The 25956-nt window shown below is 67.4% G+C and carries 22 protein-coding genes and 1 pseudogene; 14 read left to right on the top strand and 9 right to left on the bottom strand.

Translation table 11 applies throughout. The features are described 5' to 3' along the window. The first annotated feature begins 113 nt into the window (after positions 1-113). The 3 genes from BSE24067_RS00115 to denD all read left to right on the top strand — a co-directional run bounded on the left by BSE24067_RS00115 (position 114) and on the right by denD (position 3299). Positions 114-1439, top strand: coding sequence for an MFS transporter (locus BSE24067_RS00115; protein WP_151063044.1), 1326 nt, complete (start codon positions 114-116; stop codon positions 1437-1439). An 83-nt stretch (positions 1440-1522) separates the two neighbouring features. After that, the gene (otnI, locus tag BSE24067_RS00110) at positions 1523-2299 is read left to right on the top strand and encodes a 2-oxo-tetronate isomerase (RefSeq protein WP_151063045.1); all 777 of its coding nucleotides are present in this window, start codon (positions 1523-1525) and stop codon (positions 2297-2299) included. A 28-nt stretch (positions 2300-2327) separates the two neighbouring features. Beyond that, positions 2328-3299: a D-erythronate dehydrogenase gene (denD, locus tag BSE24067_RS00105; protein ID WP_151063046.1), complete on the top strand. Its 972-nt coding sequence runs from the start codon at positions 2328-2330 to the stop codon at positions 3297-3299. Positions 3300-3486: 187 nt separating this feature from the next. Here the strand turns inward: denD and BSE24067_RS00100 are convergent, their stop codons facing one another. Further along, positions 3487-3753: a DUF4148 domain-containing protein gene (locus tag BSE24067_RS00100; protein ID WP_151063047.1), complete on the bottom strand. Its 267-nt coding sequence runs from the start codon at positions 3751-3753 to the stop codon at positions 3487-3489. Positions 3754-3826: 73 nt separating this feature from the next. After that, entirely contained in the window at positions 3827-4171 is a 345-nt protein-coding gene (locus BSE24067_RS00095; protein ID WP_151063048.1) for a DUF4148 domain-containing protein, read from the bottom strand. Between the two features lie 205 nt (positions 4172-4376). Here BSE24067_RS00095 and BSE24067_RS00090 point away from each other — a divergent pair, with 205 nt between their 5' ends. Beyond that, positions 4377-5066, top strand: coding sequence for an aspartyl/asparaginyl beta-hydroxylase domain-containing protein (locus BSE24067_RS00090; RefSeq protein WP_151063049.1), 690 nt, complete (start codon positions 4377-4379; stop codon positions 5064-5066). A gap of 30 nt (positions 5067-5096) precedes the next feature. Here the strand turns inward: BSE24067_RS00090 and BSE24067_RS00085 are convergent, their stop codons facing one another. Continuing rightward, complete coding sequence (locus BSE24067_RS00085) at positions 5097-6038, bottom strand: LysR substrate-binding domain-containing protein (protein WP_151063050.1); 942 nt, start codon at positions 6036-6038, stop codon at positions 5097-5099. A 72-nt stretch (positions 6039-6110) separates the two neighbouring features. On the opposite strand from BSE24067_RS00085, the gene BSE24067_RS00080 reads away from it, so the two are divergent. From BSE24067_RS00080 to BSE24067_RS00070, 3 genes are all read left to right on the top strand, one after another. Continuing rightward, on the top strand, positions 6111-6509 hold the full coding sequence (locus tag BSE24067_RS00080; protein WP_151063052.1) for a nuclear transport factor 2 family protein: 399 nt from the start codon (positions 6111-6113) through the stop codon (positions 6507-6509). Between the two features lie 151 nt (positions 6510-6660). Further along, complete coding sequence (locus BSE24067_RS00075) at positions 6661-6930, top strand: MoaD/ThiS family protein (RefSeq protein WP_151063054.1); 270 nt, start codon at positions 6661-6663, stop codon at positions 6928-6930. 54 nt (positions 6931-6984) lie between these two features. Then, a complete protein-coding gene (locus BSE24067_RS00070) occupies positions 6985-8139 on the top strand; it encodes a WD40/YVTN/BNR-like repeat-containing protein (protein ID WP_151063056.1) in 1155 nt (384 codons plus the stop codon). Positions 8140-8192: 53 nt separating this feature from the next. On the opposite strand, the gene BSE24067_RS00065 is transcribed toward BSE24067_RS00070, so the two are convergent. After that, positions 8193-9116, bottom strand: a complete 924-nt coding sequence (locus BSE24067_RS00065) for a LysR substrate-binding domain-containing protein (RefSeq protein WP_151063058.1) — start codon at positions 9114-9116, stop codon at positions 8193-8195. A 147-nt stretch (positions 9117-9263) separates the two neighbouring features. Here BSE24067_RS00065 and BSE24067_RS00060 point away from each other — a divergent pair, with 147 nt between their 5' ends. Continuing rightward, the gene (locus BSE24067_RS00060; RefSeq protein ID WP_151063060.1) at positions 9264-9740 is read left to right on the top strand and encodes a PACE efflux transporter; all 477 of its coding nucleotides are present in this window, start codon (positions 9264-9266) and stop codon (positions 9738-9740) included. On the opposite strand, the gene BSE24067_RS00055 is transcribed toward BSE24067_RS00060, so the two are convergent. The 5 genes and pseudogenes from BSE24067_RS00055 to BSE24067_RS00035 form a co-directional block, all read right to left on the bottom strand. Beyond that, complete coding sequence (locus BSE24067_RS00055) at positions 9701-10327, bottom strand: trimeric intracellular cation channel family protein (protein WP_151063062.1); 627 nt, start codon at positions 10325-10327, stop codon at positions 9701-9703. The genes BSE24067_RS00060 and BSE24067_RS00055 overlap by 40 nt on opposite strands. Positions 10328-10616: 289 nt before the next feature. After that, entirely contained in the window at positions 10617-11564 is a 948-nt protein-coding gene (locus tag BSE24067_RS00050; RefSeq protein WP_040138662.1) for a choline ABC transporter substrate-binding protein, read from the bottom strand. Between the two features lie 110 nt (positions 11565-11674). Then, positions 11675-12676 carry a GlxA family transcriptional regulator gene (locus BSE24067_RS00045; RefSeq protein WP_151063064.1) on the bottom strand — a complete coding sequence of 334 codons (1002 nt, stop codon included), beginning with the start codon at positions 12674-12676 and terminating at the stop codon, positions 11675-11677. 118 nt (positions 12677-12794) lie between these two features. Then, positions 12795-13691, bottom strand: coding sequence for a choline ABC transporter permease subunit (choW, locus tag BSE24067_RS00040; protein WP_151063066.1), 897 nt, complete (start codon positions 13689-13691; stop codon positions 12795-12797). Further along, positions 13684-15142, bottom strand: a pseudogene (locus tag BSE24067_RS00035) (quaternary amine ABC transporter ATP-binding protein); the annotation flags it as partial. The pseudogene BSE24067_RS00035 and the gene choW, both read right to left, overlap by 8 nt. A 308-nt stretch (positions 15143-15450) precedes the next feature. Between BSE24067_RS00035 and BSE24067_RS00030 the strand changes: the two are divergent. The 6 genes from BSE24067_RS00030 to BSE24067_RS00005 all read left to right on the top strand — a co-directional run. Beyond that, positions 15451-18393, top strand: coding sequence for a DUF2339 domain-containing protein (locus tag BSE24067_RS00030; RefSeq protein ID WP_151063067.1), 2943 nt, complete (start codon positions 15451-15453; stop codon positions 18391-18393). Further along, complete coding sequence (locus tag BSE24067_RS00025) at positions 18390-19742, top strand: DUF3999 domain-containing protein (RefSeq protein ID WP_151063069.1); 1353 nt, start codon at positions 18390-18392, stop codon at positions 19740-19742. Before BSE24067_RS00030 ends, BSE24067_RS00025 begins: the two co-directional genes overlap by 4 nt. Before the next feature lie 337 nt (positions 19743-20079). After that, the gene (locus BSE24067_RS00020) at positions 20080-20730 is read left to right on the top strand and encodes an NADPH-dependent FMN reductase (protein WP_151063072.1); all 651 of its coding nucleotides are present in this window, start codon (positions 20080-20082) and stop codon (positions 20728-20730) included. Positions 20731-20955: 225 nt separating this feature from the next. Then, the gene (locus BSE24067_RS00015; RefSeq protein WP_006749916.1) at positions 20956-21174 is read left to right on the top strand and encodes a hypothetical protein; all 219 of its coding nucleotides are present in this window, start codon (positions 20956-20958) and stop codon (positions 21172-21174) included. A gap of 93 nt (positions 21175-21267) precedes the next feature. Then, on the top strand, positions 21268-22170 hold the full coding sequence (locus BSE24067_RS00010) for a ferritin-like domain-containing protein (protein WP_151063074.1): 903 nt from the start codon (positions 21268-21270) through the stop codon (positions 22168-22170). An 856-nt stretch (positions 22171-23026) separates the two neighbouring features. Further along, positions 23027-25956, top strand: a 2930-nt coding sequence (locus tag BSE24067_RS00005; protein ID WP_302478993.1) for an ESPR-type extended signal peptide-containing protein, incomplete at its 3' end; no start/stop codon positions are given.

Here is a 25956-nt window from a genome sequence, read left to right as displayed (position 1 = left end):
TGCAGGACTGCAAACCGATTCAGAAGCCCGCCGTGTGCGCGGGCCCTTCCGTCAGCACACGCATGATCCGGCGGCGCACACACCGCCGGCACATAACATTACTGGAGACGACGATGACTGCTCTCGACGCGGCCGCAAGCCGCTCGCCCGCCGCGGCCGCCCACTCGGGCGAACTCGACCGCACGTACAAGAAAGTGTTCTGGCGGATCGTGCCGTTCCTGATGCTCTGCTACGTGGTCGCGTATCTCGACCGCGTGAACGTCGGCTTCGCGAAGCTGCAGATGTCACAGGATCTCGCATTCAGCGAAACCGTGTTCGGCCTCGGCGCCGGCATCTTCTTCCTCGGCTACTTCCTGTTCGAGCTGCCGAGCAACCTGCTGATGCACCGCATCGGCGCGCGCATCTGGATCGCGCGGATCATGATCACGTGGGGGCTGCTGTCCGCGCTGTTCGCGTTCGTGAAGACGCCGACGCAGTTCTACGTGCTGCGCTTCCTGCTCGGTCTCGCGGAAGCCGGCTTCTATCCGGGCGTGATCCTGTACCTCACGTACTGGTTCCCGTCGCATCGCCGCGCGAAGATCATCGCGGTGTTCATGTCGGCGATTCCGGTATCGGGCATTTTCGGCAACCCGTTGTCGGGCTGGATCATGGAACGCTTTCACGGCGGCTCGGGCTTTCACGGCTGGCAATGGATGTTCATGATCGAGGCCGTGCCGGCCGTGCTCGTCGGCATCGCGACGATCCTGTATCTCGACAACAGCATCCGCGGCGCGAAGTGGCTCGACGAGCGCGAGAAGCAATTGCTCGAGGACGAAATCGCCGCGCAGCCGCAAGAGCAGCAGAAGCACGGTCACTCGCTGAAGGCCGTGTTCGCCGACCCGCGCATGTGGTGGATGTCGCTGATCTATTTCGCGTTCGTCACCGGCCAGTACGGGCTCACGTTCTGGATGCCGACGCTCGTCAAATCGACCGGCATCACCGACACGCTGCAGATCGGGCTGCTGTCGGCGATTCCGTTCGTCGTCGCGATCGTCGTGATGAACGTGTTCGGCCACAGCGCGGACAAGCGCCGCGAACGCCGCTGGCACTTGATCGTGCCGGCGCTGATGGGCGCGGTCGGGTTTGCGGTCGCCGCGTCGTACTCGCACAATACGGCGGTGTCGATCGTGTTCCTGTCGCTCGCGGCGGGCGGCGTGCTGACCTGCGCACCGCTGTTCTGGTCGCTGCCGACGGCGTTCCTCGCCGGCTCCGCGGCCGCGGCCGGGATCGCGATCATCAACTCGGTCGGCAACCTCGCCGGGTTCGCGAGCCCGTACGTGATCGGCTATCTGAAGGACGTCACGCACAGTACGTCGTCCGGCATGTACGTGCTGGCCGGCATGCTCGTGATCGGCGCGATCGCCGTGTGGCTCACGCCCGCAAAACTCGTGAACCGCTGAACCGACGAGCCGCTGCCGGACGCGCCATCATTCGACGCGGGGCGCCGTGCGCCCCGCCCCATTCATCCACAGGACCTGCTGCCATGCCGCGCTTCGCCGCCAATCTCTCGATGATGTACACCGAGCACGCGTTCCTCGAACGCTTCGCCGCCGCCTCGCATGACGGCTTCAAGGCCGTCGAATACCTGTTCCCGTACGACTTCGCCGCCGAGGACATTCGCGCGCGCCTCGACGCACACAACCTCGAGCAGGCGCTGTTCAACGCGCCGCCCGGCGACTGGGCCGCCGGCGAACGCGGGATTGCGTCGCTGCCGGGCCGCGAGGACGAATTCCGCCACGGCATCGACCAGGCACTCGACTATGCGCGCGTGCTCGGCAACAAGAAACTGCACGTGATGGCCGGGATGGTCGCGCCGGGCGCCGACCGCGCGCGCCATCGCGACACCTACGTCGCGAACCTGCGGCACGCGGCGCAGGCCGCCGCCGCACACGGCATCACCGTCCTGATCGAACCGATCAACCAGCGCGACATGCCCGGCTATTTCCTGAGCCGCCAGGACGATGCGCACGACATCTGCGCGGAGGTCGGTGCGCCGAACCTGAAGGTGCAGTTCGACTGCTATCACTGCCAGATCGTCGAGGGCGATCTCGCGATGAAGCTCAAGCGCGATTTCGCGGGCATCGGCCACATCCAGATCGCTGGCGTGCCCGAGCGTCACGAGCCGGATGTCGGCGAACTGAACTACCCGTATCTGTTCGCGCTGATCGACGCGCTCGGCTACGACGGCTGGATCGGCTGCGAATATCGCCCGAAGGCCGGCACGTCGGAAGGACTCGGCTGGCTGAAGCCGTACCTGTGATCCAAGCATTTCAACGAGGGCAACGAACATGAAAGTACTGATCACCGGCGGCGCCGGCTTTCTCGGCCAGCGTCTCGCGCGCAAGCTGCTCGAGCGCGGCGAACTGACCGGCCCCGACGGCCTGACCGGCAAGATCGACGAGCTGGTGCTGCTCGACGTCGTGCAGGGCAGCGACTTCGGCGACGCGCGCGTGACGTCGATCGTCGGCGACATCGCCGATCGCGCGGTGCTCGAAAGCGCGATCGACACGCAGACCGGCGCGATCTTCCACCTCGCGGCGATCGTCAGCGGACAGGCCGAAGCGGATTTCGACCTCGGCATGCGGATCAATCTCGACGCATCGCGCACGCTGCTCGAAGTGTGCCGCGCGCGCGGCCACAGGCCTCGCGTCGTGTTCACGAGCTCGGTGGCCGTGTACGGCGGCGCGCTGCCCGACGTCGTGCAGGACGACACCGCGTTGAACCCGCAATCGTCGTACGGCGCGCAGAAGGCGATCGCCGAGCTGCTGCTGTGCGATTACGCGCGGCGCGGCTTCGTCGACGGCCGCGTGCTGCGGCTGCCGACCATCAGCGTGCGGCCGGGCCGCCCGAATGCGGCGGCATCGTCGTTCGCGAGCGGCATCATCCGCGAGCCGCTGAACGGCGAGGAAAGCGTGTGCCCGGTGCCGGGCTCGACGCGGCTGTGGCTGCTGTCGCCGCGCGGCGCGATCGAAGCGCTCGTCGCCGGTTGCGAGCTCGACGGCGAGCAGCTCGGCAACAAGCGCGTGATCAACCTGCCGGGGCTGTCGGTGTCGGTCGATGAAATGATAGAAGCGCTGCGCGAAGTCGCGGGCAACGACGCCGTGAAGCTGATCCGCCATGCGCCGGACGAACGCGTCGAGAAGATCGTCGGCAGCTGGCCGGGCCGCTGGGACACGACGCGTGCGGAAGCGCTCGGGTTGAAGGGCGATACGTCGCTCGCGGACGTGATCCGCAGCTATATCGCCGACGAACGGCGTTGATGGCCGCGCCCTTCGCCCCCCCAGCGGGCGGCGCGAAGGGCGTGTGCAGCGGCATGACGCCACGCTCGGCACGCCGCCGCACGACGCGGCGATGTCCGCGGGCGCGCGTTACAGCATGCGCGCCGCGGGCGCCGCTTGCGCGACCGGATGGTCTGCGGCCGGAAGGTCCGTACGGGCACATCGGCGTCTAGTTTCCGATCTCGCCCGGCGCGCCCGCGCCAGCGGCAGACGCCGTCATTCGCGCGTGCTCCTCCGCGGCAACGCGCGCCTGCGCCGCCTGAATGTCCGCCGGATATTCACCGTCGTCGCCCTTCGACGGATCGTATCCGGCCGCCTCCAGGTGGATCAACTCTTCCCGAACCTGCGCGCGCGTCAGCGGCGCATTCGATTGCGCGAACGACGATTGACCGGCGAACGCGCCGACCACCATCAGTAGTGCGATATAAGTTCTCATCATCAGCTCCTGCAGGTTTTCTTTACCGATCCAACGGGTTGAAGATACAGCCGCGGCAAAGTGCGCGGCCAGCTCAGCTTCCGAAGTACGGCGTGCAGAAGCTCTCGGGGCCCACGCACGCGGCCGCGCGCGGAACCGACGGCGACATCGCGGGTCTGCCCGCTTCGGACGTCGTGGCCGGCGCGCTGCCGACCGCGGTCTCCGCCTGCCGTTGCGGCATCTGCTCGGCTTGCCGCTGAAACAGCGGGCTCGCCTCGGGATACGACGTGTCGGTCACGAAGCGCGACCCGTCGTTTTCAGCGTCGATCAATTGCTGCCTGACCTGCGCGCGCGTCAGTGCCTGTGCCGACGCGGGCGCCGCGACACTCGCGACGGAAATTGCCGCCACCGTGGCGGCCACCAGCCAATGCGTGTTCATGCTCAACTCCTTCGGAAGTCAACGAGACGACGTGCTGCATCCCGTATGACGACGCCCGATGGACGTTTATTCCCGCAGTCGCGAGCCGCATGCGCCGAATTTCATCGAACTGTCATTCTTTCGTCAGCCGGCGTAACCTGACGTAACGCAGGCCCCACCGCGCGTGGGGCAGACTGACGACACCTTGTGGATCGCCGAATCGACCATGTCCGTCGTTTACGACTATGCAGCCGGCCTGCTTCGCACGCTGTACGACCGCCATATCGACAGCGGCGCGGTGCTCGACACGGCCGCATTTCCCGACGCCGAACGTTTCGTGCGCGCGTGGCCGGCCATCCGCGCGGAAGCGCTCGCCGTCGCGCGCGACCTGCCGCGCATCCCGCGCTTTCACGAGATCATGCGCGAGCAGCACGACATCTCGGCCAACGACGCGCGCGACTGGCGGATGTTCATCATGCAGGCTTACGGCCAGCCGTTTCCGCGCAACCTGTCGCGCTGCCCGACCGTCGAGGCGATCGTCGCGGCGTCGCCGGACGTGCTGTCGGCGTCGCTGTCGTTCCTGGCGCCGGGCAAGCACATCCCGCCGCATCGCGGGCCGTTCCGCGGCATCCTGCGCGGCTATCTGGTGCTGTCGATGCCGAAACACGCAGACGGTACGCCGGCTGCCGTGCTCAAGGTCGACGGCCACGAATACCGGCTCGAAGAAGGCCGCTTCCTGCTGTGGGACGACACGTTCGTGCACGAGGTGTGGAACGACAGCGATGAAGTGCGGATCGTGCTGCTGCTCGATATCCGGCGGCGCGGGATGCCGCGCGTGCTCACTTGGCTGTCGAACGCGGTAATCGGCATCGTGCGGCTCGGGATCAAGGTGCGGGGGCAGTCGATTCCGGTTTAGCAGATCGCCGGGCGCGCGGTTGCCGCGCCTTCAATCGTCGCGCGCGAGCCGCGTCAGCACGTCCGCGAGCGCCTGAATCGCCGGTTGCGCGGCGCGCTGCGCCGGATAGACGAGGTAGTAGCCGAGACCGTTGCGCACTACATCCGGAAACGGCGCAACCAATGTTCCCGCGGCCAGCCGGTCCGCCGCCATGCGCGGATCGCCGATCGCGACGCCGTGCCCCTGTGCCGCGGCCGTCAGCGTCAGTTCCAGCGTATCGAACACGAGGCCGGCGGCCGGGTCGACCTGCGTCGCGCCGACTGCGTTCAGCCAGCAGCGCCATTCGTCGCGGTTGCTTGCAGGATGCAGCAGCGTCGCGCGCGCGAGATCGGCGACGGACTTCACCGACGCGCCGGCCTCGCGCGTACACATCGGCGTCAGGCATTCGTCGAACAGCGGCACCGCCGCCATGCCGGGCCAGTTTCCGCTGCCGCGCACGACGATCGCATCGAAACCGGCGTCGGTGAAATCCGGCGTGTCGTCCGCCGACGTATGAATGCGCAGCTCGGTGCGCGGCAACGCGTGATTGAGCGCCGCCAGCCGCGGCAGCAGCCAGCGGATCGCGAACGTGGAGGGCAGGCGCAACGTAAGGGTCGACGCGGCGTGCGCATGCGCATGCGCGTGTCGCGCCAACTGTGCGAGCACGTCGACGGCGACCGTCAGCAACGCGGCGCCTTCGGCGGTCAACGTGAGCCCCGACGGATGACGCACGAACAATGCGCACCGGTAATGCGCTTCGAGCTGCTGCACCTGCCGGCTCACCGCGCCCTGCGTCCGGCACAGATGCTCGGCCGCGCGGTTGAAACTGCCGAGCTCGGCGGCGGCGACAAAGGCCTGGAACGCCGTCAGCGGCGGCAGCGCGCGGGTGAGATCCGCGAGCGGATATGCGCGTCCGGCATACCCGGATTGCGGATTTTTCGTTTGTTCGGCCATCGCTGCATCGCTATCGTGATTGAGCCCGACCGCGATCGCGGATGGCTCGTCAACAATCAGCGGAGAAATACCATGATCTCGTCGTCCGACGCACTATACACGCGGCAGGTCGATACCTACCTGAAAACGCTCGAACGCGGCGACGCCGCCGCGATCTGCGCGTTGTTCACGCCGGATGCGCAAATATTCTCGCCGTTCCTCGGCTGGATGTCGCCACAGCCTTTCTTCGACAAGGTCGTGGCCGCATCGGGGCAAAGCCGGATCACGCCGATCGACATCTGCGTCAGCACGACCGGCGCACGTCGGGCGACCGGCTATTTCGTCTACGACTGGGGGCTGAAGGACGGCTCCGCGGTGCGGTTCGAGTGCGTCGACGTATTCGAATTCGCCGAAGACGCGCGCATCGAACGCATGATCATCGTCTACGACACGTATCCGGTCCGCAGCACGGTCGGCGACAAGTACGCATAGCGCGCCGCCGAGCGATCGGGCGCCGCGGTAATGGCGCGCCGCAGCAACGGTGCGGCAGCGCCGGCCTTACGGCAATGCCGCTCGCTACCGGCCCGATCGATCGCCTACACTACAGACCGTTCCCCCTGCGCGGCTGCTGCCAGCCACTGACATGGCTCACCTCTTCTTCGCGGCGTCGATCCAGCGGCACATCGACACGCCCGAGCGCGACGTCGGCGCCCGCACGCTCGCCGAAGCGCTCGAAACCGTGTTCGGCGAACAACCGCGGCTGCGCGGCTATATCGTCGACGATCAGGGCGCGCTGCGAAAGCACTTGTCGGTGTTCATCGACGGCCACCCGGTACGCGACCGGCAGCGCCTGTCCGATCCGCTCGGCGCGGACAGCCGCGTGTATGTCGTGCAGGCATTGTCCGGCGGATAACGGGCATATCCGCATCGAAGCACGCGCCCGATCGAGCCCAAGGAGACACCCGACATGAACGATCGACTGCTCGTCGCGACCCGCAAGGGCCTGTTCGTGCTGCACGCCGACGGTCGTGGCGGCTGGGCGCTCGGCGAACCGGACTTCATTGGCGAACCGGTCAGCATGGCGCTCGCCGACCCGCGCGACGGCACGCTGTATGCAGCGCTCAACCTTGGCCATTTCGGCGTAAAGCTGCATCGCCGCCGCGCCGGCGCGCCCGCATGGGAAGAATGCGCGGTGCCCGTCTACCCGCCTCAGCCCGCCGACCCGCCGCGCGCCGACACCGGCGCACACGCAAGCGCCGGCGGCGCCGCCGACGCCGACGAAGCGCCCGCTCCGCCGCGCCCGCCGTGGACGCTCCAGCAGATCTGGTCGCTCGAAGCCGGTGGCGCCGACGAGCCCGGCGTACTGTGGGCAGGCACGATACCAGGCGGACTGTTCCGCTCCGCCGACGGCGGCGATTCATGGGCGCTCAACCGCGCGCTGTGGGACCGCCCGGAGCGGCCGGAGTGGTTCGGCGGCGGCTACGATGCGCCGGGCATCCATTCGGTGATGGTCGATCCGCGCGACAGCCGGCACGTGACGATCGGCATCTCGTGCGGCGGCGTGTGGCAAACCTTCGACGGCGGTGCGACGTGGCGCGTCAGCGCCGACGGCATGGAAGCCGACTACATGCCGCCCGAGCGGCGCGGCGAGCCGAACGTGCAAGATCCGCATCGCGTCGTCCAGTGCGCGGCCAACCCCGACGTGCTGTGGACTCAGCATCACTGCGCGATTTTCCGCTCGACCGACGGCGCCGCGCACTGGCAGCGGATCGAAGCGCAGCCGTCGAGCTTCGGCTTCGCGGTCGCCGTGCATCCGCGCGATCCCGACACCGCGTGGTTCGTGCCGGCCGTGAAGGATGCATGCCGGATTCCGGTGAACGGCCGGCTCGTCGTCACGCGCACGCGCGACGGCGGCCGCAGTTTCGAGAGCCTGTCGGACGGCTTGCCGCCCGCGCCCGCCTACGACCTCGTGTATCGGCACGGGCTGGCGGTGGACGATACGGGCGCGCGTCTCGCAATCGCGTCGACGACGGGCGGGCTATGGACGTCCAACGATGGCGGCGAACACTGGCGACAGGTTTCCGCACATTTGCCGCCGGTGTATTGCGTGCGCTTCGGGTGACGAACGACGCGATGCGCGCGCTGCGCGCGCAACGCCGGCGCTGAACCGTTGCTTCAAGCGCGCGGCGCGATCCGCGCGACCGCCGCGCGCGTCTGCGCGATTTCCGCTTCGAGCCAGTCGAGAAACCGGCGCACCTGCGGCTCGCGTTCCCTGCCGGGCCGGCACAGCGCGACGAAGCGCGCGCCGGGGAGCCGCACCGACGCGTCGATCGGCATCAGCACGTCGCGCTCGACGTGCTCGGCAGCCAGCACCGAGCTGAGCAGTCCGATGCCTTGCCCGTGCAGCACCGCCTGCAGCGCGTAGTGCTCGTCGTCGTAATGGCGGAACACCGCGCGCTCGAGCCATGCTTCGCGACCGGCCGCGCGGCACCATGACGCCCAGTCGATCGATACCGGCAGCGGCGTATCCCACGTGGTTTCGATCAGCTCCAGCCGCTCGTCCGCACGACGGACGTCGAAATCGCGCGCCGCGTACGCACCGAAATACTCGTCGATCAACGCGATCTCGTGCAGCGCCGCAAAGGTGCGCGACGTCGCGCGTATCGCGAGGTCGATCCGTGCGTCGCGTTCGAGATCGGCGAGCGCATTGCCGGTTTCGACCTTGATGTGCAGTTGCCGATCGACACGGCGGAACCGGCCGAGCCGCGGAATCAGCCACATCGCCGCGAACGCGGGTGTCGTGGTCAATACCAGTGTGCGCGCGTCGGCCGCCGCCGGCCGCACCGCATCGAGCCCGCGGCTCATGGCGAGCAACGCGTCGTGGCACGCGCGAAACAGGCGCTCGCCCTCTTCCGTGAGCCGCACGCCGCTCGCGCCGCGCTCGAACAGCAGCACGCCGAGCCGGCTTTCGAGCGACTTGATCTGATGCGATACGGCCGCCGGCGTCACGGAGAGTTCGTCGGCGGCCGCCTTGAACGTGCCGAGCCGCGCGCACGACTCGAATACACGCAATGCGGTCAGGGGAATTTTCGAGAACACGGAGCCTCGCGGGCCGGTCTGCCGGCCGGGTGAATTCGATTCAATCCGGGTGAGATTAGGTGAATTGAAGCACGCGCGCAACGCGGCTAGCCTTGCAGGACGTCGCGGCATCGTGCCGCCGCAACCCCGTCGAACCGGAGGAACAACGTGCAAGGCCTACCGCGCAGGATCATGCAGGCGGTGCTCTACGAAGCGATCGCCGTTTTCTGCATCTCGCCCGTGATCGCTGCACTGTTCAAGCAGGGCCTGGTCTATTCGGGCGCGTTGTCGGTGACGATGTCGGCGATCGCGATGCTGTGGAACATGATCTTCAACGCGCTGTTCGAGCGGTGGGAAGCGTCGCGCCGGCAGCCGCGGCGAACGCTCGCACGGCGGATTCTGCACGCGACCGGTTTCGAGGGCGGGCTCATCTTCATTCTCGTGCCGGTCGTGTCGTGGTGGCTCGACATCTCGTGGTTCGACGCACTCGTCGTGGACGTCGGACTGTTCACGTTCTTCTTCTGCTACGCGTTCGTGTTCCAGTGGGCGTTCGATCGCGTGTTCGACGTGCCGGCGGCGACGAAGCGGTCCGGGAACCGCCCCGATCACGCGCCGGCGGACAACTTCGGCAACTGCCAACCATAGCGCACCGCCGCCATGCGCAACGTGAAGCACGCGACGCCGCCCAGCACGGCCGCGACGACCGGCGGACATCCGGCGCGCCGCGACGACACGACGAGCGCCGCGCCGAGCAGCGCCGCACTTGCATAGATATCCGCGACCAGCACGATGGGGATCCGCGCGAGCAGGACATCGCGCACGACCCCACCGCCGCAACCCGTGACCGCACCCATCAACGCGGCAATGAACGGATGCATCCGGAATTCGAGCGCCTTCACTGCGCCGGCGACCGCGAACAATGCAAGGCCGGCCGCATCGAGCGTCGTCAGCAGCGCGGGCGAGAACGCGGCGACCCGCGCATGAGAGACGAACGTGAGCAGCCCGGACGCGAATGCCAGCGCCGGATATCGCCAGTCGAGCACGGCGCTCGGCGGTCGCGCGCCGATCAGCAGGTCGCGGATCACGCCGCCGCCGAGCGCGACGACGAGCGACAGCACCATGACCCCGAACAGGTCGAGTCCGGCGTGGATCGCCGCATTGGCGCCTTCGATCGCGAACACCGCCGTGCCCGCGAGATCGGCGGCGAGGACGAGTCGCTCGATGCGGTTCATGCGAATGAATGGCCGGCGAGCGGCGGCGTCCCGTTGCGACGATCGTCGCGGCACGCAGGCGCGCGATTCGGCCGGCTGCCGGCGTGCCGCCATCCGGATGCCATACGTGCGCTGCGAATCATTGCGGCCCCCCCGATCGAGATCGAGCAGTCTAACGCACGATTCGCGCGCCGTTTGCGCCCCCTTCGAAAACGACAAAACCGCCGGCAGCAGGACGTCAGCCCTGCCGCCGGCGGTTCGGTGTCGGCACCGGGCTTCCGGCCGCAGCCGGCAAGCCCGCACGTATTGCTCAATGCACGCCGAGATACGCCTTCACCGCCGGCAGGCCCGGCTTGCCATCGATCGTCGTCACGCCGGCCAGCCACTTGTCGAGCGATTGCGGATTCGCCTTCAGCCACGCGGCGGCGGCCTTGTTCGGGTCTTCCTTGTTCATGATCGGCACCATCACGTGGTTCTCGATCGACGTCGTGAACTGCAGGTTCGACACGAACTTCGCGACGTTCGGGCAGCGCTGCGCGTAGTCGGGCGGCGTGGCCGTCAGCACCTTCGCTTCGCCGTAGTTCGGGCCGAACACGTCGTCGCCGCCGCTCAGGTAGTCGATCTTCATCTGCACGTTCATCGGATGCGGTTCCCAGCCGAGGAACACGATCCACTGCTTGTCGCGGATCGCGCGATTCACCTCGACCAGCATCCCGGCCTCGCTCGACTCGACCAGCTTGAACTTGCCGAGCCCGAACTGGTTGCCGTCGATCATCTTCTTGATCAGCGCATTGCCGTCGTTACCCGGTTCGATCCCGTAGATCTTCCCGTTGAGCTTGTCCGCGTATTTCTGGATGTCGGCAAACGACTTCAGGCCGCCCTGATAAACGTAGTCGGGCACGGCGAGCGTGTATTTCGCGCCGGTCAGGTTCGGCGTCGCGAGCACCTTGATCGTGCCGGCCTTCGTGAACGGCTGGATGATCGGATCCATCGTCGGCGACCAGTAGCCGAGGAACACGTCGATCTGCTTGCTCTTGATACCGGCGAACGTGATCGGCACCGACGCGATCGTCTTGGTCGGCGTATAGCCGAGCCCCTGCAGCATCGTCGCGGCGAGGCCGGTGGTGGCCGCGATGTCGGTCCAGCCGACGTCCGCGAAGCGCACGTTCTTGCACACGGGCGGGTCGGCCGCATAAACGGCCGACGTCGGCGCGGCAATCCCGATCCCGCATACCGCTGCGATCAATAGGCGCTTCATCTGTCTTCTCCTCAAAGTGACGTCGTTTTTCATGGGTGCGGGATCGATGGTCGAAGCCGCGCGCCGCGATCCCGGCGGCGTCGCGGACCAGAGGGTTCGCGCCGGTCGCGTCAGCGTCCCGGCAGCCGGCGCTCGTAGCTCGGCGCGTGACCGAACTGCGCGCGATACGCCTTGCTGAAGTGACACGGCGAATGGAAACCGCACGTCGTCGTCACGCGCGCGATCGACGCGTCGGTCGTGCGCAGCAGGTCGCGTGCGCGTTTCAGCCGCAGCGTCAGGTAATAGTGGGTCGGCGATACGTTCAGGTACACCTTGAACATCCGCTGCAGGTGCCGCTGCGACAGCCGCACCAGCCGCGCGAGTTCTTCGAGCGACAGCGGCTCCTCGATGTTCGCCTCCATCAGCCGCACGACCTCGATCAGCTCCGCGCGCGAGAAGCCGACGCGCGCATCGACCGGAATCGGCTGCGTGTCGGTCGAGCTGCGGATGCGCTCGAGGATGAACTGTTCGGACACCTGCGCGGCGAGCTGCTGGCCGAAGCGCATGCCGACGAGGTTCAGCATCAGGTCGAGCGGCGCGGTGCCGCCGGTGCAGGTGAGCCGGTCGCGGTCGACGACGAACAGCTCGTCGGCGAACCCGACCTGCGGAAACTCCGCGTGCAGCGCGGACAGGTTTTCCCAGTGCACGGTGCAGCGATAGCCGTCGAGCAGCCCGCTCGACATCAGCGCATACGCGCCGGTGCAGATGCCGCCGAGCGGCAGCCCGCGCTCGGCGAGCGCCGCGAGCGTGTCGCGCGCACCGTCGTCGACCACGTCGCGGATGCGGATCCCGCCACACACGATCATCACGTCGGGCAGGTTCGCGTAGTCGAGCGCCTGTGTCGGCCGCACCGCGATCCCGTTGCTCGCATGCACGGGCGCGCCGTCGAGCGAGTAGATCGACCACCGGTAGTGGTCGGCACGTCCTACGTAGTTCGCCATCCGAAGCACTTCGACCGCGCTCGAGAACGCGATCATCGAAAAGTTCGGCAGCGTGAGAAAACCGAAATGGGCAAGCGACGAAACCGGTGAAACGCAGGCGGCAGGCACGGCGGCAGCGGCGGCGGACGTCACATCGGGCTCCTGACGAACGGTTGAGCAGGTTGCAGGGCGCCAGCCCCGCGGCATACGCAGCGGAAAGCCGGTGTCGAAACGGGGAAGGCGGCCGGCAGACGAGCCGGCCGCCGGTCAATCAGGCTTGAACGGGCGCGGCCTTCGCGCGGAACAGCTGCTTCAGGCCCGAGAACAGCGGTGCTTTCGCGGCGCCCGGCGCGCGGCCGAAGCTCTCGGTGATGCGGTCGAGAATGATCGCGAGCAGCACGACCGACAGACCGCTTTCGAAGCCGAGACCGATGTCGAGACGCTGGATACTCGCGAGCACGTCGTTGCCGAGGCCGCCCGCGCCGACCATCGACGCGATGATCACCATCGACAGCGCCATCATGATCGTCTGGTTCACGCCCTGCATGATCGACGGCAGCGCGTTCGGGAACTGCACCTTGTACAGCAGCTGCCACGGCGTGCAGCCGAATGCCTGGCCGGCCTCGACGATCTCGCGGTTCACGTGGCGGATACCGAGGCTCGTCAGACGCACGGCCGGCGGCATCGCGAAGATCACCGTCGACAGGATCCCGGGCACGCGGCCGAGGCCGAACAGCATCGCGGCCGGAATCAGGTAGACGAAAGCGGGCATCGTCTGCATCAGGTCGAGAATCGGACGCACGATCGCGGCGACCCACTTGCTCTTCGCGGCCCAGATGCCAAGCGGAATGCCGAGCACGAGGCTGATGATCGTCGACGACAGCGTGAGGCCGAGCGTGATGACCGTCTGGTCCCAGAAGCCCGTCGCGAAGATCAGCAGCAGCGACAACGTCGTGAACAGCGCGAAGCGCCAGCCCACGCGCCACAGCCCCACGCCGATGAAGACGGCCATCATCAGCCACATCGGGATCGCCTGCAGGCTGTGCTCGACGAGTGCGGCGAGCCCTTCGATCGCGCGGCCGATCGCATCGAACGTCGCCGCGTCATGGTCGAGCAGGTAATGGACGGACTGGTCGACCCAGCTACCGAGCGGAATCATTTCAGACATGGGAGCCTCGCGAACGCGTGATGGCCTTCAGGATGAGTGCACGGTCGACCGAGCCGCAGTAGCAGCCGTCGTCGTCGACGACGGGCAGTGCATTCGGGCTCGCGACGACGCGGGCGACGACGTGTTCCAGCGACGCATCGCGGCGGATGCTCTCGATCGGCCGCACGGACGGCGTGTCCTGGCCGATCGCGTCACGCGTGACGAAGCCGCGGATCTTGCGCTGCGCATCGAGCACGAACGCGTATTCGGCGCTGCCGTTGAGCGTGGCCGCGACGTTTGCGGCATCGCACTTCGACACGATCGGCACGGCGCCCGTCTGCATCAGGTCGCCCGCCGTCAGGTAGCGGCTCGTGTCGATGCCGTCGAAGAATGCGCGCACGTAATCGTCGGCCGGGTTCGCGATGATGTCCTGCGGCGTGCCGACCTGCACGAGGCGGCCGCCTTCCATGATCGCGATGCGGTTGCCGATGCGCAGCGCCTCTTCCAGGTCGTGCGACACGAACATGATCGTGCGGCGCTGTTCCTTCTGAAGTTGCAGCAGCACGTCCTGCATTTCGCGGCGCTTGAGCGGGTCCAGCGCGGAGAACGCCTCGTCCATGATCATCAGCGACGGGTTCACCGCGAGTGCGCGGGCGAGGCCGACGCGCTGCTGCATCCCGCCCGACAGCTCGGACGGCAGCTTGTGCGAGAACGGTGCGAGACCGACCTGTTCGAGCACTTCCATCGCACGGCGCTCGCGTTCCTTCTTGCCGACGCCCGCGACCTCGAGACCGAACGCGGCGTTCGACACGACGGTGCGATGCGGCATCAGCGCGAACGACTGGAACACCATGCTCATGTCCTTGCGTCGCAGCGCGGTCAGCGCCGAGCGGCGTGCCGACGCGACGTCGAGCCCGTCGATCAGCACCTTGCCGGCGCTTGGATCGACCAGCCGGTTCACGAGGCGGATCAGCGTGGATTTGCCGGAGCCGGACAGGCCCATCAGCACGAATATTTCGCCTTCCTGCACGTCGAACGAGACGTTGTGCACGCCGACGACCTGGCCGGTACGCTTGAGCACATCGTCTTTCGTCGCACCGGCGGCGAGCATGTCGAGCGCCTGTTGCGGGTTGCTTCCAAACACCTTGCACAGACCTTCGACCACGACCTTGGGGGCATCCATCGAAACCTTCTCCTCGTGTAGCGGGGACTCACGCGTGTTCCTAGCGTGCCTACATAGTTGCCAGAAAAAACCCCGACCTGCCGACGAATTACGACAAACGCTTGCGCAAATACGACACGCCCGGCAGCCGCGCCACGCGGGGCTCCGCGCCCGGCACCACCCGATTGCGGCGACGCAATACGCGCACGGCCAGCAACGACGGGCATCGCACGTCGGCGTTGTGCGCAGCAGCGCGACGCGAAAGCGGTGTCGTTTTGCGCCAATCCGCATCGGGCGCCCGTCGCTTTGCGACAATTCCGCGTCCGATCGGACCGTGTCGGTTGCGTCATGCGGACAAAGCGAATGGTCGTACGAAAACCGTGCACCACAAGCGCGCAACAGCCCCGTTTTGGCGCCCGCCCGCCACCCGGAAAATCCCGCATGGGCGCTGTGATACATTGCCGGCAGCCACACCGATCGCGACGTCGCCGCGCACCTGCGCGCCCCGACGTGCCCGCGATGCAAGCATGCCGGTTCGCCTGCCGCCATGCCGAAACAGCCTCGATCGGCCGCGCGGCGATCGAAGGACGATAACGAAATGAGAGAGGGAGCTCGGCGATGAATTGGGCCTTTGCCGCAATCGGTTTCATCGTGGGCGGTATTGCCGCATTACTCGGGGATTTCCCGGCCGCCACCGGCATGCTGCTCGGCGCGGCGCTCGGGTTCGGCATCGGCCTCAAGCTGCAACAGCGCGCGCGCAAGAACAGCGGCGCGACGCCCGGCACCTACGCGATGTCGCCGACTTCCGCGACGCCGCCACCCGGGCCCGTGCCGCTCGCCGAGCGCGTCGCACGTCTCGAGACGACCGTCGATACGCTCACGCGCGAGCTCGACATGCTGCGCGCGCAACTCGCCGGTACGCAGGCCGCAACCGGCGCAACCTTCAACACGGCACTCGCGCCGCCAGCAACGCCCGCCGCCGCGAGTGCCGGCGCGGCTTCGCCGACATCGACGCCGGCGCCCGCGCAGCCAGCCGCCGTGCCAACGAGCGAAGCACCGGTCGCCGCCGGCGCCTCGATGGATGCGCCCGCAACCGATGCGCAGCGTCCCACTGTGCGGCCCCCATCGAAGCCCCGCGAACCAGGCATCGCCGAACGCGCGCTGCATGCCGCGCGCGACTGGCTGCTTGGCGGCAACACGGTCGTGCGCGTCGGCGTCATCGTGCTGTTCTTCGGCGTCGCGTTCCTGCTCAAGTACGCCGCCGACAACGACATGCTGCCGATCGAATTCCGCCTGGCCGGCACCGCGCTCGCCGCGGCCGCGCTGCTCGCGATCGGCTGGCGCGTGCGCGCGCGCCGTGCCGCGTACGGCCTTGTGCTGCAGGGCGGCGGCGTCGGCATGCTGTACCTGACGATCTTCGCCGCGACCAAGCTCTACGCGCTGCTGCCCGTCGGCGCGGCGTTCCCGCTGATGGTCGCGGTATGCGCGCTGAGCGCGTTCCTCGCGGTGAAGCAGAATGCGCTGCCGCTCGCGTTCATGGGCAGCGCCGGCGGCTTTCTCGCGCCGGTGCTGCTGTCGGCCGGGCACGGCAGCCACGTCGCGCTGTTCGGTTACTACGCGTTGCTGAACGCCGGCATCTTCGCGATCGCGTGGTTCAACGCGTGGCGTCCGCTGAACCTGCTCGGCTTCGTGTTCACGTTCACGGTCGGCTCGGCGTGGGGCGTGACCGCATACCGCCCCGCGCTGTTCGCGACGACCGAGCCGTTCCTGATCCTGTTCTTCCTGATGTACGTCGGCATCGCGCTGCTGTACGCGGTGAAGCGCGAGCTGGCGCTGCGTCACTATGTGGACGGCACGCTCGTGTTCGGCACGCCGATCGTCGCGACCGCGCTGCAGGCGTCGCTCGTGAAGGACATGCCGTTCGTACTCGCGTGGAGCGCGGTCGCGCTGTCGGCCTTCTACGTTACGATCGCCGCGTGGCTCGCCCGGCGCCGCGCGCGCCTCGCGCTGCTGTTCGAAGCGATGCTCGCGCTTGCCGTGATCTTCGCGACGCTCGCCGTGCCGCTCGCGTTCTCGGGCCCGACCACGAGCGCCGCGTGGGCGATCGAAGGCGCGGCCATCGTGTGGGTCGGCGTGCGCGAGAGACGCGTCGCGCCGTTCGGCTTCGGCGTCGCGATGCAACTCGCAGCGGCCGGCGCGTTCTTCACGAGCCTGCTCGGGCCGGCCGATCCTAACGCGCTGCCGGTGCTCAACAGTACATACATCGCGATGCTGCTGATCGCGCTCGCCGGGCTGTTCACCGGCTGGTGGCTGCACGGGCGCGACGAAGCGCGCGCGTGGCACGCGTGGATGCCGGACCTGGGCGTGGCCGCCGCGGCATGGGGGCTGCTGTGGTGGCTGAGCGGCGGGCTGCACGAGATCCTTGTCTACGCAAGCCGCCACGTCGATCTGCATGCGGACCGGTTCGTCGTCGATGCGACCGCGCTGTTCGCCGCGGGCACCGCGTGGCTCGCGCACGTCGCGCGCCGCAAGCTCGCGTGGCCGATCGCCGGATGGCCGGCGCTCGCGCTCACGCCTGTGCTCGCGCTGCTCGCATTGCGCGCGTTCGATTCGCATGAAGCGCCGTTGTCCGGCATGGGCGCGTTCGCGTGGCCGGTCGCCGTCATTGCATGCTATGCGCTGCTGTCGCGTCAGTCGCGCAGCGTCGCGGCCGCGGGGACGACGACCGACGCCGTGAGCGCGACGCGCGCAGCATCCATCCCGACGCAGGTGCTCGCGCCGTTGCACACGCTGATGTTCTGGACGTTGTGCGGATTGTGCTCGCTCGAAGGCTTCTGGCGCCTGCACACGTTCGTGCCGGAAGGCGCGTGGAGCTGGAGCGCATGGGCCTATGGCTTCGGCGCGCTGCTCCTGCTCGTGTCGGGCCCCGGCTCGCGCCTTCGCTGGCCGATCGCCGCGTTCCCGCGCGCGTATCAGGTGTGGGGTGCCGCGCCGCTCGCCGCGCTGCTGTGGCTGTGGAGCGTCGGCAGCGTCGCGAGCGACGGCGACGCATCGCCGCTCTACTGGCTGCCGTTGCTCAATCCGCTCGACGTCGCGCAACTGCTGATTTTCGTCGCGTTCGCGACGTGGCTGCGCCGCCTGAAGACGCTCGGCGTCAACACGCATCCGCTCGCGTCGAATCTTGCGGTGCTCGCGATCGTCTTCCTGTGGTTCAACGCGCTGCTGCTGCGCACGCTGCATCACTGGGCCGGCGTGCCGTACGCCGTCGACGCGATGGCGGCATCGACGCTCGTGCAAGCGTCCGTTTCCGTGTACTGGACGCTCTGCGCGCTCGCGACGACGATCTGGGCCACGCGCCGCGGCTCGCGTGCGCTGTGGTTCGTCGGCGCGGCGCTGCTCGCGCTCACCGTGATCAAGCTGTTCCTGTTCGACCTGTCGCACGTCACCGGCATCGAACGCATCGTGTCGTTCATCGGCATCGGCGTGCTGCTGTTGTTGATCGGCTATTTCTCGCCGCTGCCGCCGAAGGCCGCGGCCCAACGGAACGGCACCCAGTCATGAAACGACTCGCAGCCTTGCTCGGCTTGAGCCTGCTGACGTCGCTCGCGGCAGCCGGCGACACGCCCGGCGCCGAACGCGTCGCCCGGCGCTTCGCACTGGATCTCGACGGCAGCGCAGCGTATTACCAGCTCACCGTGCCGCAGGCCGTGTATGCGGCCAGCCGGCGCGGCGATCTCGGCGACGTGCGCGTGTTCAACGCCGCGGGCGAGCCCGTCCCGTATTCGCTCGACGCGCCATCCGCGGCAGCCGTGCCGCCGTCGCGCACGCCGGTGCGCTGGTTTCCGCTGCCGCCGGCCCGCACCGACGACACTCGTGCGCCGCTCGGCGTGTCGGTCGCGCCGGACGGTTCGCTGCGCGCGGCCGTCACTGCGCCGCCGCGCGCGAAACGTTCGGCCGATCTCGTCGACCTGTCGCATGCCGACGGCGAAATCGACGCGCTGCTCGTGCACGTGAGCGACGACAGCTACCAGGGGCGCGTCGCCGTCGAGGCGAGCGACGACCTGCGCAGCTGGCGCTCGCTCGGCAGCACGCAACTGCTCAAAGTCGGCCGCGGCGGCGACATGCTGGTGCAGGAGCGCATCGCGCTCGAAGGCACGCAGCCGCGCTACGTGCGGCTCGACTGGCTCGACGGCGTGCCCGCGATCGGGTCGATCGACATCGAGACGCAGCCGCGCGATGCGCATACGGCGGACACCGCGGCCGTGCCGCGCCAGTGGCGCGACGCCGTGCACATGCGCGCAGGCAGTGCGCCCGGCGAGTACCTGTTCGACACCGATGGCGCATATCCGGTCGACCGCGTGCGCATCGAGCTGCCGCAACCGAATACGGTTGCGCGCGCAACGTTGCAGAGCCGCACCGACGCGCAGGCGCCGTGGCGCGACATCGCAGGCGCCGTGCTGTTCCGGCTGCGGGGCAAGGGCGGCGAACAGCGCAATGCGCCGCTGGCGTTCGCGCCGAACGCCGATCGCGCGTGGCGGATCGTCGTCGACATGCGCAACGGCGGGCTCGGCGGCGGTCAGCCGGCGGTCGCGGTCGGCTGGCATCCTGCCGCGCTGACCTTCGTCGCGCGCGGCACGCCGCCGTTCACGCTCGGCGTCGGCAATGCGTCGCTGTCGTCGTCGGCCGTCGGCCGCGATGCGCTGCTGGTCGGAATGGCGCCGGAAGTGCGGCCTGCGCGCGTCGGTGCGCCGTTGCCGGCGTCGGCAATGCCGCCGGAGTCGCCCGCCGATGCGGATGCGACGCGCAGGTACGTGTTGTGGGGTGCGCTGATCGTCGCGGTCGGCGTGCTCGGCACGATCGCGTGGCGCCTCGCGCGCGGCGGCGCCGGCACGCCAAAGCGCGACGATTAAGGTTTTGCCGATACGCTGCGGCCGGCGGGCGCGTCATGCCAGCGCATCGCGCCCTCTTTCCCGGCACCGGACGAAAAAAAGCCCCGCCTGCATCCGCGTGGCGGGGCCAACCCATGTCAGTAGAGACATCATGGAGGAGACGCGCCCATCTTATCGAGCGCGGCGCGCGGTCCCAACCAAGCATTTCTGCTATTCATCTGCATCGCCGCGCGCACGCCCGACTCGCGTGGCGCGCATATCGATAGAACGAAAAGTCGTTTTCAGAGTGGCGGCGGGGTCGTTACCATCCGGTTTTAAGCCTGTGCTTAGCCGGGCAAGCCATCCCAAGGAGCGCCCCTTGACTGCATTCGATCAACACCGCCGCCCGTTCGTGGTCGGCATCGGCGGCACCACCCGGGCCGCGTCGTCGACCGAGCGCGCGCTGTCGTTCGCGCTGCGCGGCGCGCAGGCCGCCGGCGCGCGCACGCGCCTGTTCGACGGCCCGTTCCTGCATACGTTGCCGCACTATGCGCCCGAGCATAAAACGCTGACCGACGCGCAGCGCGAATTGATCGACACCGTACGCGAAGCCGACGCGATCATCATCGCGACGCCCGGCTATCACGGCGGCGTGTCCGGCCTCGTGAAGAACGCGCTCGATACGCTCGAGGAGCTGCGTGCCGACGAGCGCCCGTATCTCGACGGCCGCGCGGTCGGCCTGATCGTCACCGCCTACGGCTGGCAGGCCGCCGGCACCGTGCTTACTTCGCTGCGTTCGATCGTGCACGCGCTGCGCGGCTGGCCGACGCCGTTCGGCGCGACCGTGAATACGCTCGAAACGCGCTTCGACAGCGCCGACAGCTGCTCGGATCCGAAGGTCGTCGCACAGCTCGAGACCGTCGGCGCGCAGGCAGCCGAGTTCGCGCTCGCGTTCGCGTCGCATCGTGCGGCCACGCATGCCGCCTCGGTCGACGCGCTCGCCCCCGTGCTGAAGATCGCCAACCAGTAACGCCCGCCTTTGCGCCGCCCGCGCCCGGCCGACGACGTCGCCGCGCGCGGGCGGTGCGTATCCGGCTGTCCGCTGGCCGAATATCGCGCCGACATCCGCTCTCCATACCCGTTCCCGTGCCGATAACGATTCGGCGCACAGCGTGATTTGCATTGGCCGAAAGATTGGTTCACGCGGGCCACGGGTTTTCGTACGCTGAAAGCCCGAACCTCCCATGCGCACGCCATGAACCGCACGATCCGCTACAAGGGCTATGAAGTCGCCCCCGCCGCCGCCCGGCTGCCGAACGGGCTGTTCGCCGCGAACCTGACGATCGAGAAGGCGAGCGGCGGACCGTCGCCACGCGCCGTATCGTTCGACGCAATCGACTTCTTCTTCGAAGAGGAACACGCGCTCGCCTATGCGTCCCGCTGGGGACGCCTGTGGGTCGACACGCAAGCCTGAACACGGCGTGCCGCGGCGCGGACAGCCGCACGAGAATGCGCGATTACGTAAGCTATGCAAGAATCTTTCGTCTCGTAATCGCATAACAACGCCATGTCCGACACGCTGCAGGACGAACATGCAGCAGCAGATCACGCAATGCGCAACTGGACCTTCGAGCACGAAGGCCCGGTCAGGATCGGTTCCGATGCGCACAGGCAAATGTTCTGCCGCATGCTGCTCGACACGCACAACCCATACAAGCCGGCCGTCATCGATTGGCCGCCGCTCAAGCCCGACGAACTGAAGCGGCTCACGTCGCTGCCTATCTGGGACATCGCCGTGCAAACGGAAGGCCGCGCGTCGGTCCGCGTCGCCACGTTCGCGGCCACCGTCGGCGATCCGCTGCTGCGTCGCGCACTCGAGATGGACGGCGGAGAGGAAGCCCGGCACAAGGTCGTGCTGTCGAAGCTGGTCGAGGCATACGGGATCAAGCTCGCGCCCGAACCGCCCTACCCGGCGCCGAAGGATCCCGAGTGGGCGTGGATGGTGACCGGCTTCAGCGAGTGCATCGACAGCTTCTTCGCGTTCGGTTTGTTCCGTTCCGCGCAGCGCTCCGGCTATTTCCCGGCCGAACTCGTCGAGACCTTCGAGCCCGTGATCCAGGAGGAAGGCCGCCACATCCTGTTCTTCGTCAACTGGTATGCATGGTACTGGCGCAACCTGCCGTGGTGGCGCCGGCCCTGGTTCTTCGCGCGCGTCGCCGCCGTGTGGGCGTTCCTGATCCGCGAGCGCGTGAGCATCGCGCGCGGCATCGACGCCGACGGTGTCGCCCGCGACGCGAACTTTCCGGCCACGAGCACGGCGGACATCGGCGAATCGCTGAACCCGCGCGAACTGATCGAGCTGTGCCTCGTCGAGAACGACCGGCGCATGGCCGGATACGACAAACGACTGCTGCGCCCGATGTTCGTGCCGCGCATCGCACGTTTGGCGCTGCGCTTCATGCGGAAGTAACGCTACGGCGAACGGCAGCGGACCGGGCAGCGCGGATGGCGGTTCCACGCGGGTCGTCCGGGGCGGTCTGCTGCGCCGCCGGGACCCGCCTGTGCGAGCGGGAATCTTGCACGCAGGCAATCCTCCGCATTCGCCCGGTCGGGTCGGCGCGCCAAGGTCCCCGATCGACACCCCGAACCGACCATACGAATGCCCGCAATTCGCGCTATTCCAAAGACGAATCCCGATAGCGCGACGGATTCGCTCGTTGCACTTTTTTACAACTTCATGAAAGCGACAGCGGCAGAAGGCCCGCGCCATGGGCGAGCCGGGCCGACGCAATGCGCGAATCGGCATACCCCGGCAGCATTCCAGTGACGTTTATTCACTTTTATTGATACTCAGCTAAATCAATAAAAAATCGCCACCCCAAATATAACTTAATAAATTATCGGTCTGACGGAACAGAGCCGAATTAGCAACAGCGCAGCCTCAAAAAATAGAAAGATACCAAGCACGCGCAAACGTTTGCTATTTCATTCGTCTTACTTTTCCGGTGCGGAAGTGTGCGGGAGACCACACATCAACCCGCCAACCCTTTGATTTTTCAAGGGATTGTAGTCTCGCATCAACCGACACCACTCCCAACACTCGGCGCCAGCGACATTTTCGATTCCGCTACGCCCGAATACTTCAAAAGTAGATTCATTAACCATCTTTTAACTTTACAGACCTTCAATTTTTCACTGTTTGTCAATCTTAAAATAGCCCCTCCAATAAACTCCGCCCGTCAATTTTGAGATTCGCGCGGGCGCCCGGCAGATTCCTCTAACGAAAGAGACCGGTGTGTGACGTGCTTATTTGGAGGTAGCAGGAAATGAACCGCACATACCGCTCGATCTGGAACGAAGCCCTTGGCGCCTGGGTCGCGGCATCCGAACACGATTCGGCTCGAGGCAAGCCGAACAAGTCGGCCGTCGTGGCGGCTGCGCTGGCAACACTCGCCCTCGGGCTGCCGGCGCTCGGCGAGGCCAATACGCTCAATACCCAACAGACGTGCCTCACGGGAAGCAGTAGCGCAGTAGGCCGCGTGAATCCGGGCGGCACGCAAAACCAGGCCGGGGACGGTTCCGGCACGTATTCGGTCGTCGCGGGCTGTAACTCCAACGGCAATCTCTGGACCGGCGTCACGGTCTATGGATCGTTCGCGCAGGCGACCGGCAACGGTGCGGTCGCCAACGGCATGCTGTCTTCCGCCGGCTTGTGGGGTGTCGCGGCCGGCCTCGAAACGACGGCCAGCGGCACCGGAGCAACTGCACTGGGCTTCGGTTCGACCGCGAACGCGCTGAATTCGGTCGCGATCGGCGGGGCCGGCGGCAACGGTACGACGCCGCTGTCACAGGCGAACTCGACGATCGCGTCGGGTGCGGGCGCGATCGCGATCGGCAGCAACGCAACGAAGGGCGCGCAATCGGCCGCGTCGGACGGCATCGCAATCGGCGGGCAATCGTCCGTCGTGTCGGCCGCAACGTCGGGCATCGCGCTCGGCCGCGGCGCGACCGTCAATGGCGCGTACGGGATCGCCCAGGGCGACGGCGTCGTCTCCGGCGCGACGGGGCAGAACGTCGCGATCGGCTCGAGCGGCACGATCGCCAACAGCAGTACGGCTGCGGGTGGCGCCGTCGCGATCGGCCGCGGCCAGACGGCGACGGGCAACGGCGCGGTCGCGATCGGCGACCCGAACTCGGCGATCGGAACGGGCGCGGTCGCGCTGGGCGCGAACGACGCATCGAACGGCCAGGGCGCCGTCGCGATCGGCAATGCCAATTCGGCGACCGGCCAAGGCTCGGTCGCATTGGGCAACAGCAGCACGGCTACCACCGCCGGCGGCATCGCCATCGGCGATACGGCAGTGTCCAGCGCCGCCAACGCTCAGGCCTTCGGCACCGGCGCCAACGCGAGCGTGGCGGGTTCGGTCGCGCTCGGCTCGGGCGCCGCCACGACCGGCACCGCAACGGCGGCCACGGGCGGCACGGGCACCGTGAGCAGCACGACGATCGGCGGTCAGACGTTTGGCACCTATGCCGGCGCGAGTTCCTCCGCTGGTGTCGTCAGCGTCGGCGCGGCCGGGGCGGAGCGGCGCGTTCAGAACGTCGCCGCCGGCCTGGTCAGCGCGACCAGCACGGACGCGATCAACGGCAGCCAGCTTTATGCGGTCGCCAGCACGACGACGTCGAGCATCACGAGCCTGTCGACGTCGGCATCGACGGGCATCAGTTCGCTTTCCACCGGCTTGAGCGCGACCAATAGCTCGGTTACTTCGCTTTCGTCGTCCACGTCGACCGGGTTGTCGTCGGCGAATAGTTCGATCGCGTCGCTCTCCACGTCGACTTCGACCGGTATCGGCTCGCTGTCGACGGGCCTGAGCTCGACCAAGAGCTCGGTTACTTCGCTTTCGTCGTCCACGTCGACCGGCTTGTCGTCGGCCAATAGCGCGATCTCGTCACTGTCCACGTCGACTTCGACCGGCATCAGCTCGCTTTCCACCGGCCTGAGCTCGACCGATAGCTCGGTTACTTCGCTTTCGTCGTCTACGTCGACCGGCTTGTCGTCGGCCAATAGTTCGATCTCGTCGCTCTCCACGTCGACTTCGACCGGCATCAACTCGCTTTCCACCGGCCTCAGCTCGACCAACAGCGCCGTTGCTTCGCTTTCGTCTTCCACGTCGACCGGCTTGTCGTCGGCCAATAGTTCGATCTCGTCGCTTTCCACGTCGACTTCGACCGGCATCAACTCGCTTTCCACCGGCCTCAGCTCGACCAACAGTTCCGTTGCTTCGCTGTCGACTTCCACGTCGACCGGCTTGTCGTCGGCGAACAGTTCGATCGGGTCGCTTTCCACGTCCACGTCGACTGGTTTGTCCTCGGCCAATAGCTCGATCTCGTCGCTTTCCACGTCGACCTCGACCGGTATCGGCTCGCTGTCCACCGGCCTCAGCTCGGTCACGACCAAAACCGACAATCTCGGCAACAGCACCGCCGCAGCTCTCGGCGGCGGCGCGAGCTACGACCCGGCAACGGGCACGGTCTCGGCTCCTTCGTACACGACGTACAACGCGAACGGCACGACGTCGACCGCGAGCAGCGTCGGCTCGGCGATCGACAGCATCAACGGCCAGGGCATCAAGTACTTCCACGCGAATTCGACGGGCGCGGACAGCCAGGCGCTCGGCACCGACTCGGTCGCGATCGGTCCGAATGCCATCGCCAACCACGCCGGCGACATCGCGCTCGGCAGCGGCTCCGTGACCGGCACGCCGAACGCGACGCCGACCGGTACGATCGGCGGCGTGACGGCCACGTTCGCGGGCGGCAATCCGACGAGCGTCGTCAGTGTCGGCAACGCGAGCACGGGCACCACGCGCCAGATCACCAACGTCGCCGCAGGTCAGATCACGGCGACCAGCACCGACGCAATCAACGGTTCCCAGCTCTTCGCGACCAATTCGGCCGTGAATTCGCTGTCGACGACGGTGTCGTCGTCCAGCAGCGCAATCTCGTCGCTTTCGACCGGCATCGGTTCGTTGTCGACGGGGCTGAGCTCGACCAACAGCTCGGTCGCATCGCTGTCGACTTCGACGTCGACGGGCCTCTCGTCGGCCAACAGCTCGATCAGCTCGCTGTCCACGTCGACCTCGACGGGCATCAACTCGTTGTCGACGGGCCTCAGTTCGACCGACAGCTCGGTCGCGTCGCTGTCGACTTCCACGTCGACGGGCCTGTCGTCGGCGAACAGCTCGATCAGCTC

The organism is Burkholderia latens (assembly GCF_902499045.1).
Lineage (GTDB): Bacteria > Pseudomonadota > Gammaproteobacteria > Burkholderiales > Burkholderiaceae > Burkholderia > Burkholderia latens.
Note: the sequence above shows the minus strand (reverse complement) of the source record. Positions and strands in the feature narration are given on the sequence as shown.

Excerpts from the sequence above, each read along its gene's own strand:
- BSE24067_RS00115 (WP_151063044.1), top strand. The coding sequence starts at position 114 with ATGACTGCTCTCGACGCGGCCGCAAGCCGCTCGCCCGCCGCGGCCGCC.
- otnI (WP_151063045.1), top strand. The coding sequence starts at position 1,523 with ATGCCGCGCTTCGCCGCCAATCTCTCGATGATGTACACCGAGCACGCG.
- denD (WP_151063046.1), top strand. The coding sequence starts at position 2,328 with ATGAAAGTACTGATCACCGGCGGCGCCGGCTTTCTCGGCCAGCGTCTC.
- BSE24067_RS00100 (WP_151063047.1), bottom strand. The coding sequence starts at position 3,753 with ATGAGAACTTATATCGCACTACTGATGGTGGTCGGCGCGTTCGCCGGT.
- BSE24067_RS00095 (WP_151063048.1), bottom strand. The coding sequence starts at position 4,171 with ATGAACACGCATTGGCTGGTGGCCGCCACGGTGGCGGCAATTTCCGTC.
- BSE24067_RS00090 (WP_151063049.1), top strand. The coding sequence starts at position 4,377 with ATGTCCGTCGTTTACGACTATGCAGCCGGCCTGCTTCGCACGCTGTAC.
- BSE24067_RS00085 (WP_151063050.1), bottom strand. The coding sequence starts at position 6,038 with ATGGCCGAACAAACGAAAAATCCGCAATCCGGGTATGCCGGACGCGCA.
- BSE24067_RS00080 (WP_151063052.1), top strand. The coding sequence starts at position 6,111 with ATGATCTCGTCGTCCGACGCACTATACACGCGGCAGGTCGATACCTAC.
- BSE24067_RS00075 (WP_151063054.1), top strand. The coding sequence starts at position 6,661 with ATGGCTCACCTCTTCTTCGCGGCGTCGATCCAGCGGCACATCGACACG.
- BSE24067_RS00070 (WP_151063056.1), top strand. The coding sequence starts at position 6,985 with ATGAACGATCGACTGCTCGTCGCGACCCGCAAGGGCCTGTTCGTGCTG.
- BSE24067_RS00055 (WP_151063062.1), bottom strand. The coding sequence starts at position 10,327 with ATGAACCGCATCGAGCGACTCGTCCTCGCCGCCGATCTCGCGGGCACG.
- BSE24067_RS00050 (WP_040138662.1), bottom strand. The coding sequence starts at position 11,564 with ATGAAGCGCCTATTGATCGCAGCGGTATGCGGGATCGGGATTGCCGCG.
- choW (WP_151063066.1), bottom strand. The coding sequence starts at position 13,691 with ATGTCTGAAATGATTCCGCTCGGTAGCTGGGTCGACCAGTCCGTCCAT.
- BSE24067_RS00030 (WP_151063067.1), top strand. The coding sequence starts at position 15,451 with ATGAATTGGGCCTTTGCCGCAATCGGTTTCATCGTGGGCGGTATTGCC.
- BSE24067_RS00025 (WP_151063069.1), top strand. The coding sequence starts at position 18,390 with ATGAAACGACTCGCAGCCTTGCTCGGCTTGAGCCTGCTGACGTCGCTC.
- BSE24067_RS00015 (WP_006749916.1), top strand. The coding sequence starts at position 20,956 with ATGAACCGCACGATCCGCTACAAGGGCTATGAAGTCGCCCCCGCCGCC.
- BSE24067_RS00010 (WP_151063074.1), top strand. The coding sequence starts at position 21,268 with ATGTCCGACACGCTGCAGGACGAACATGCAGCAGCAGATCACGCAATG.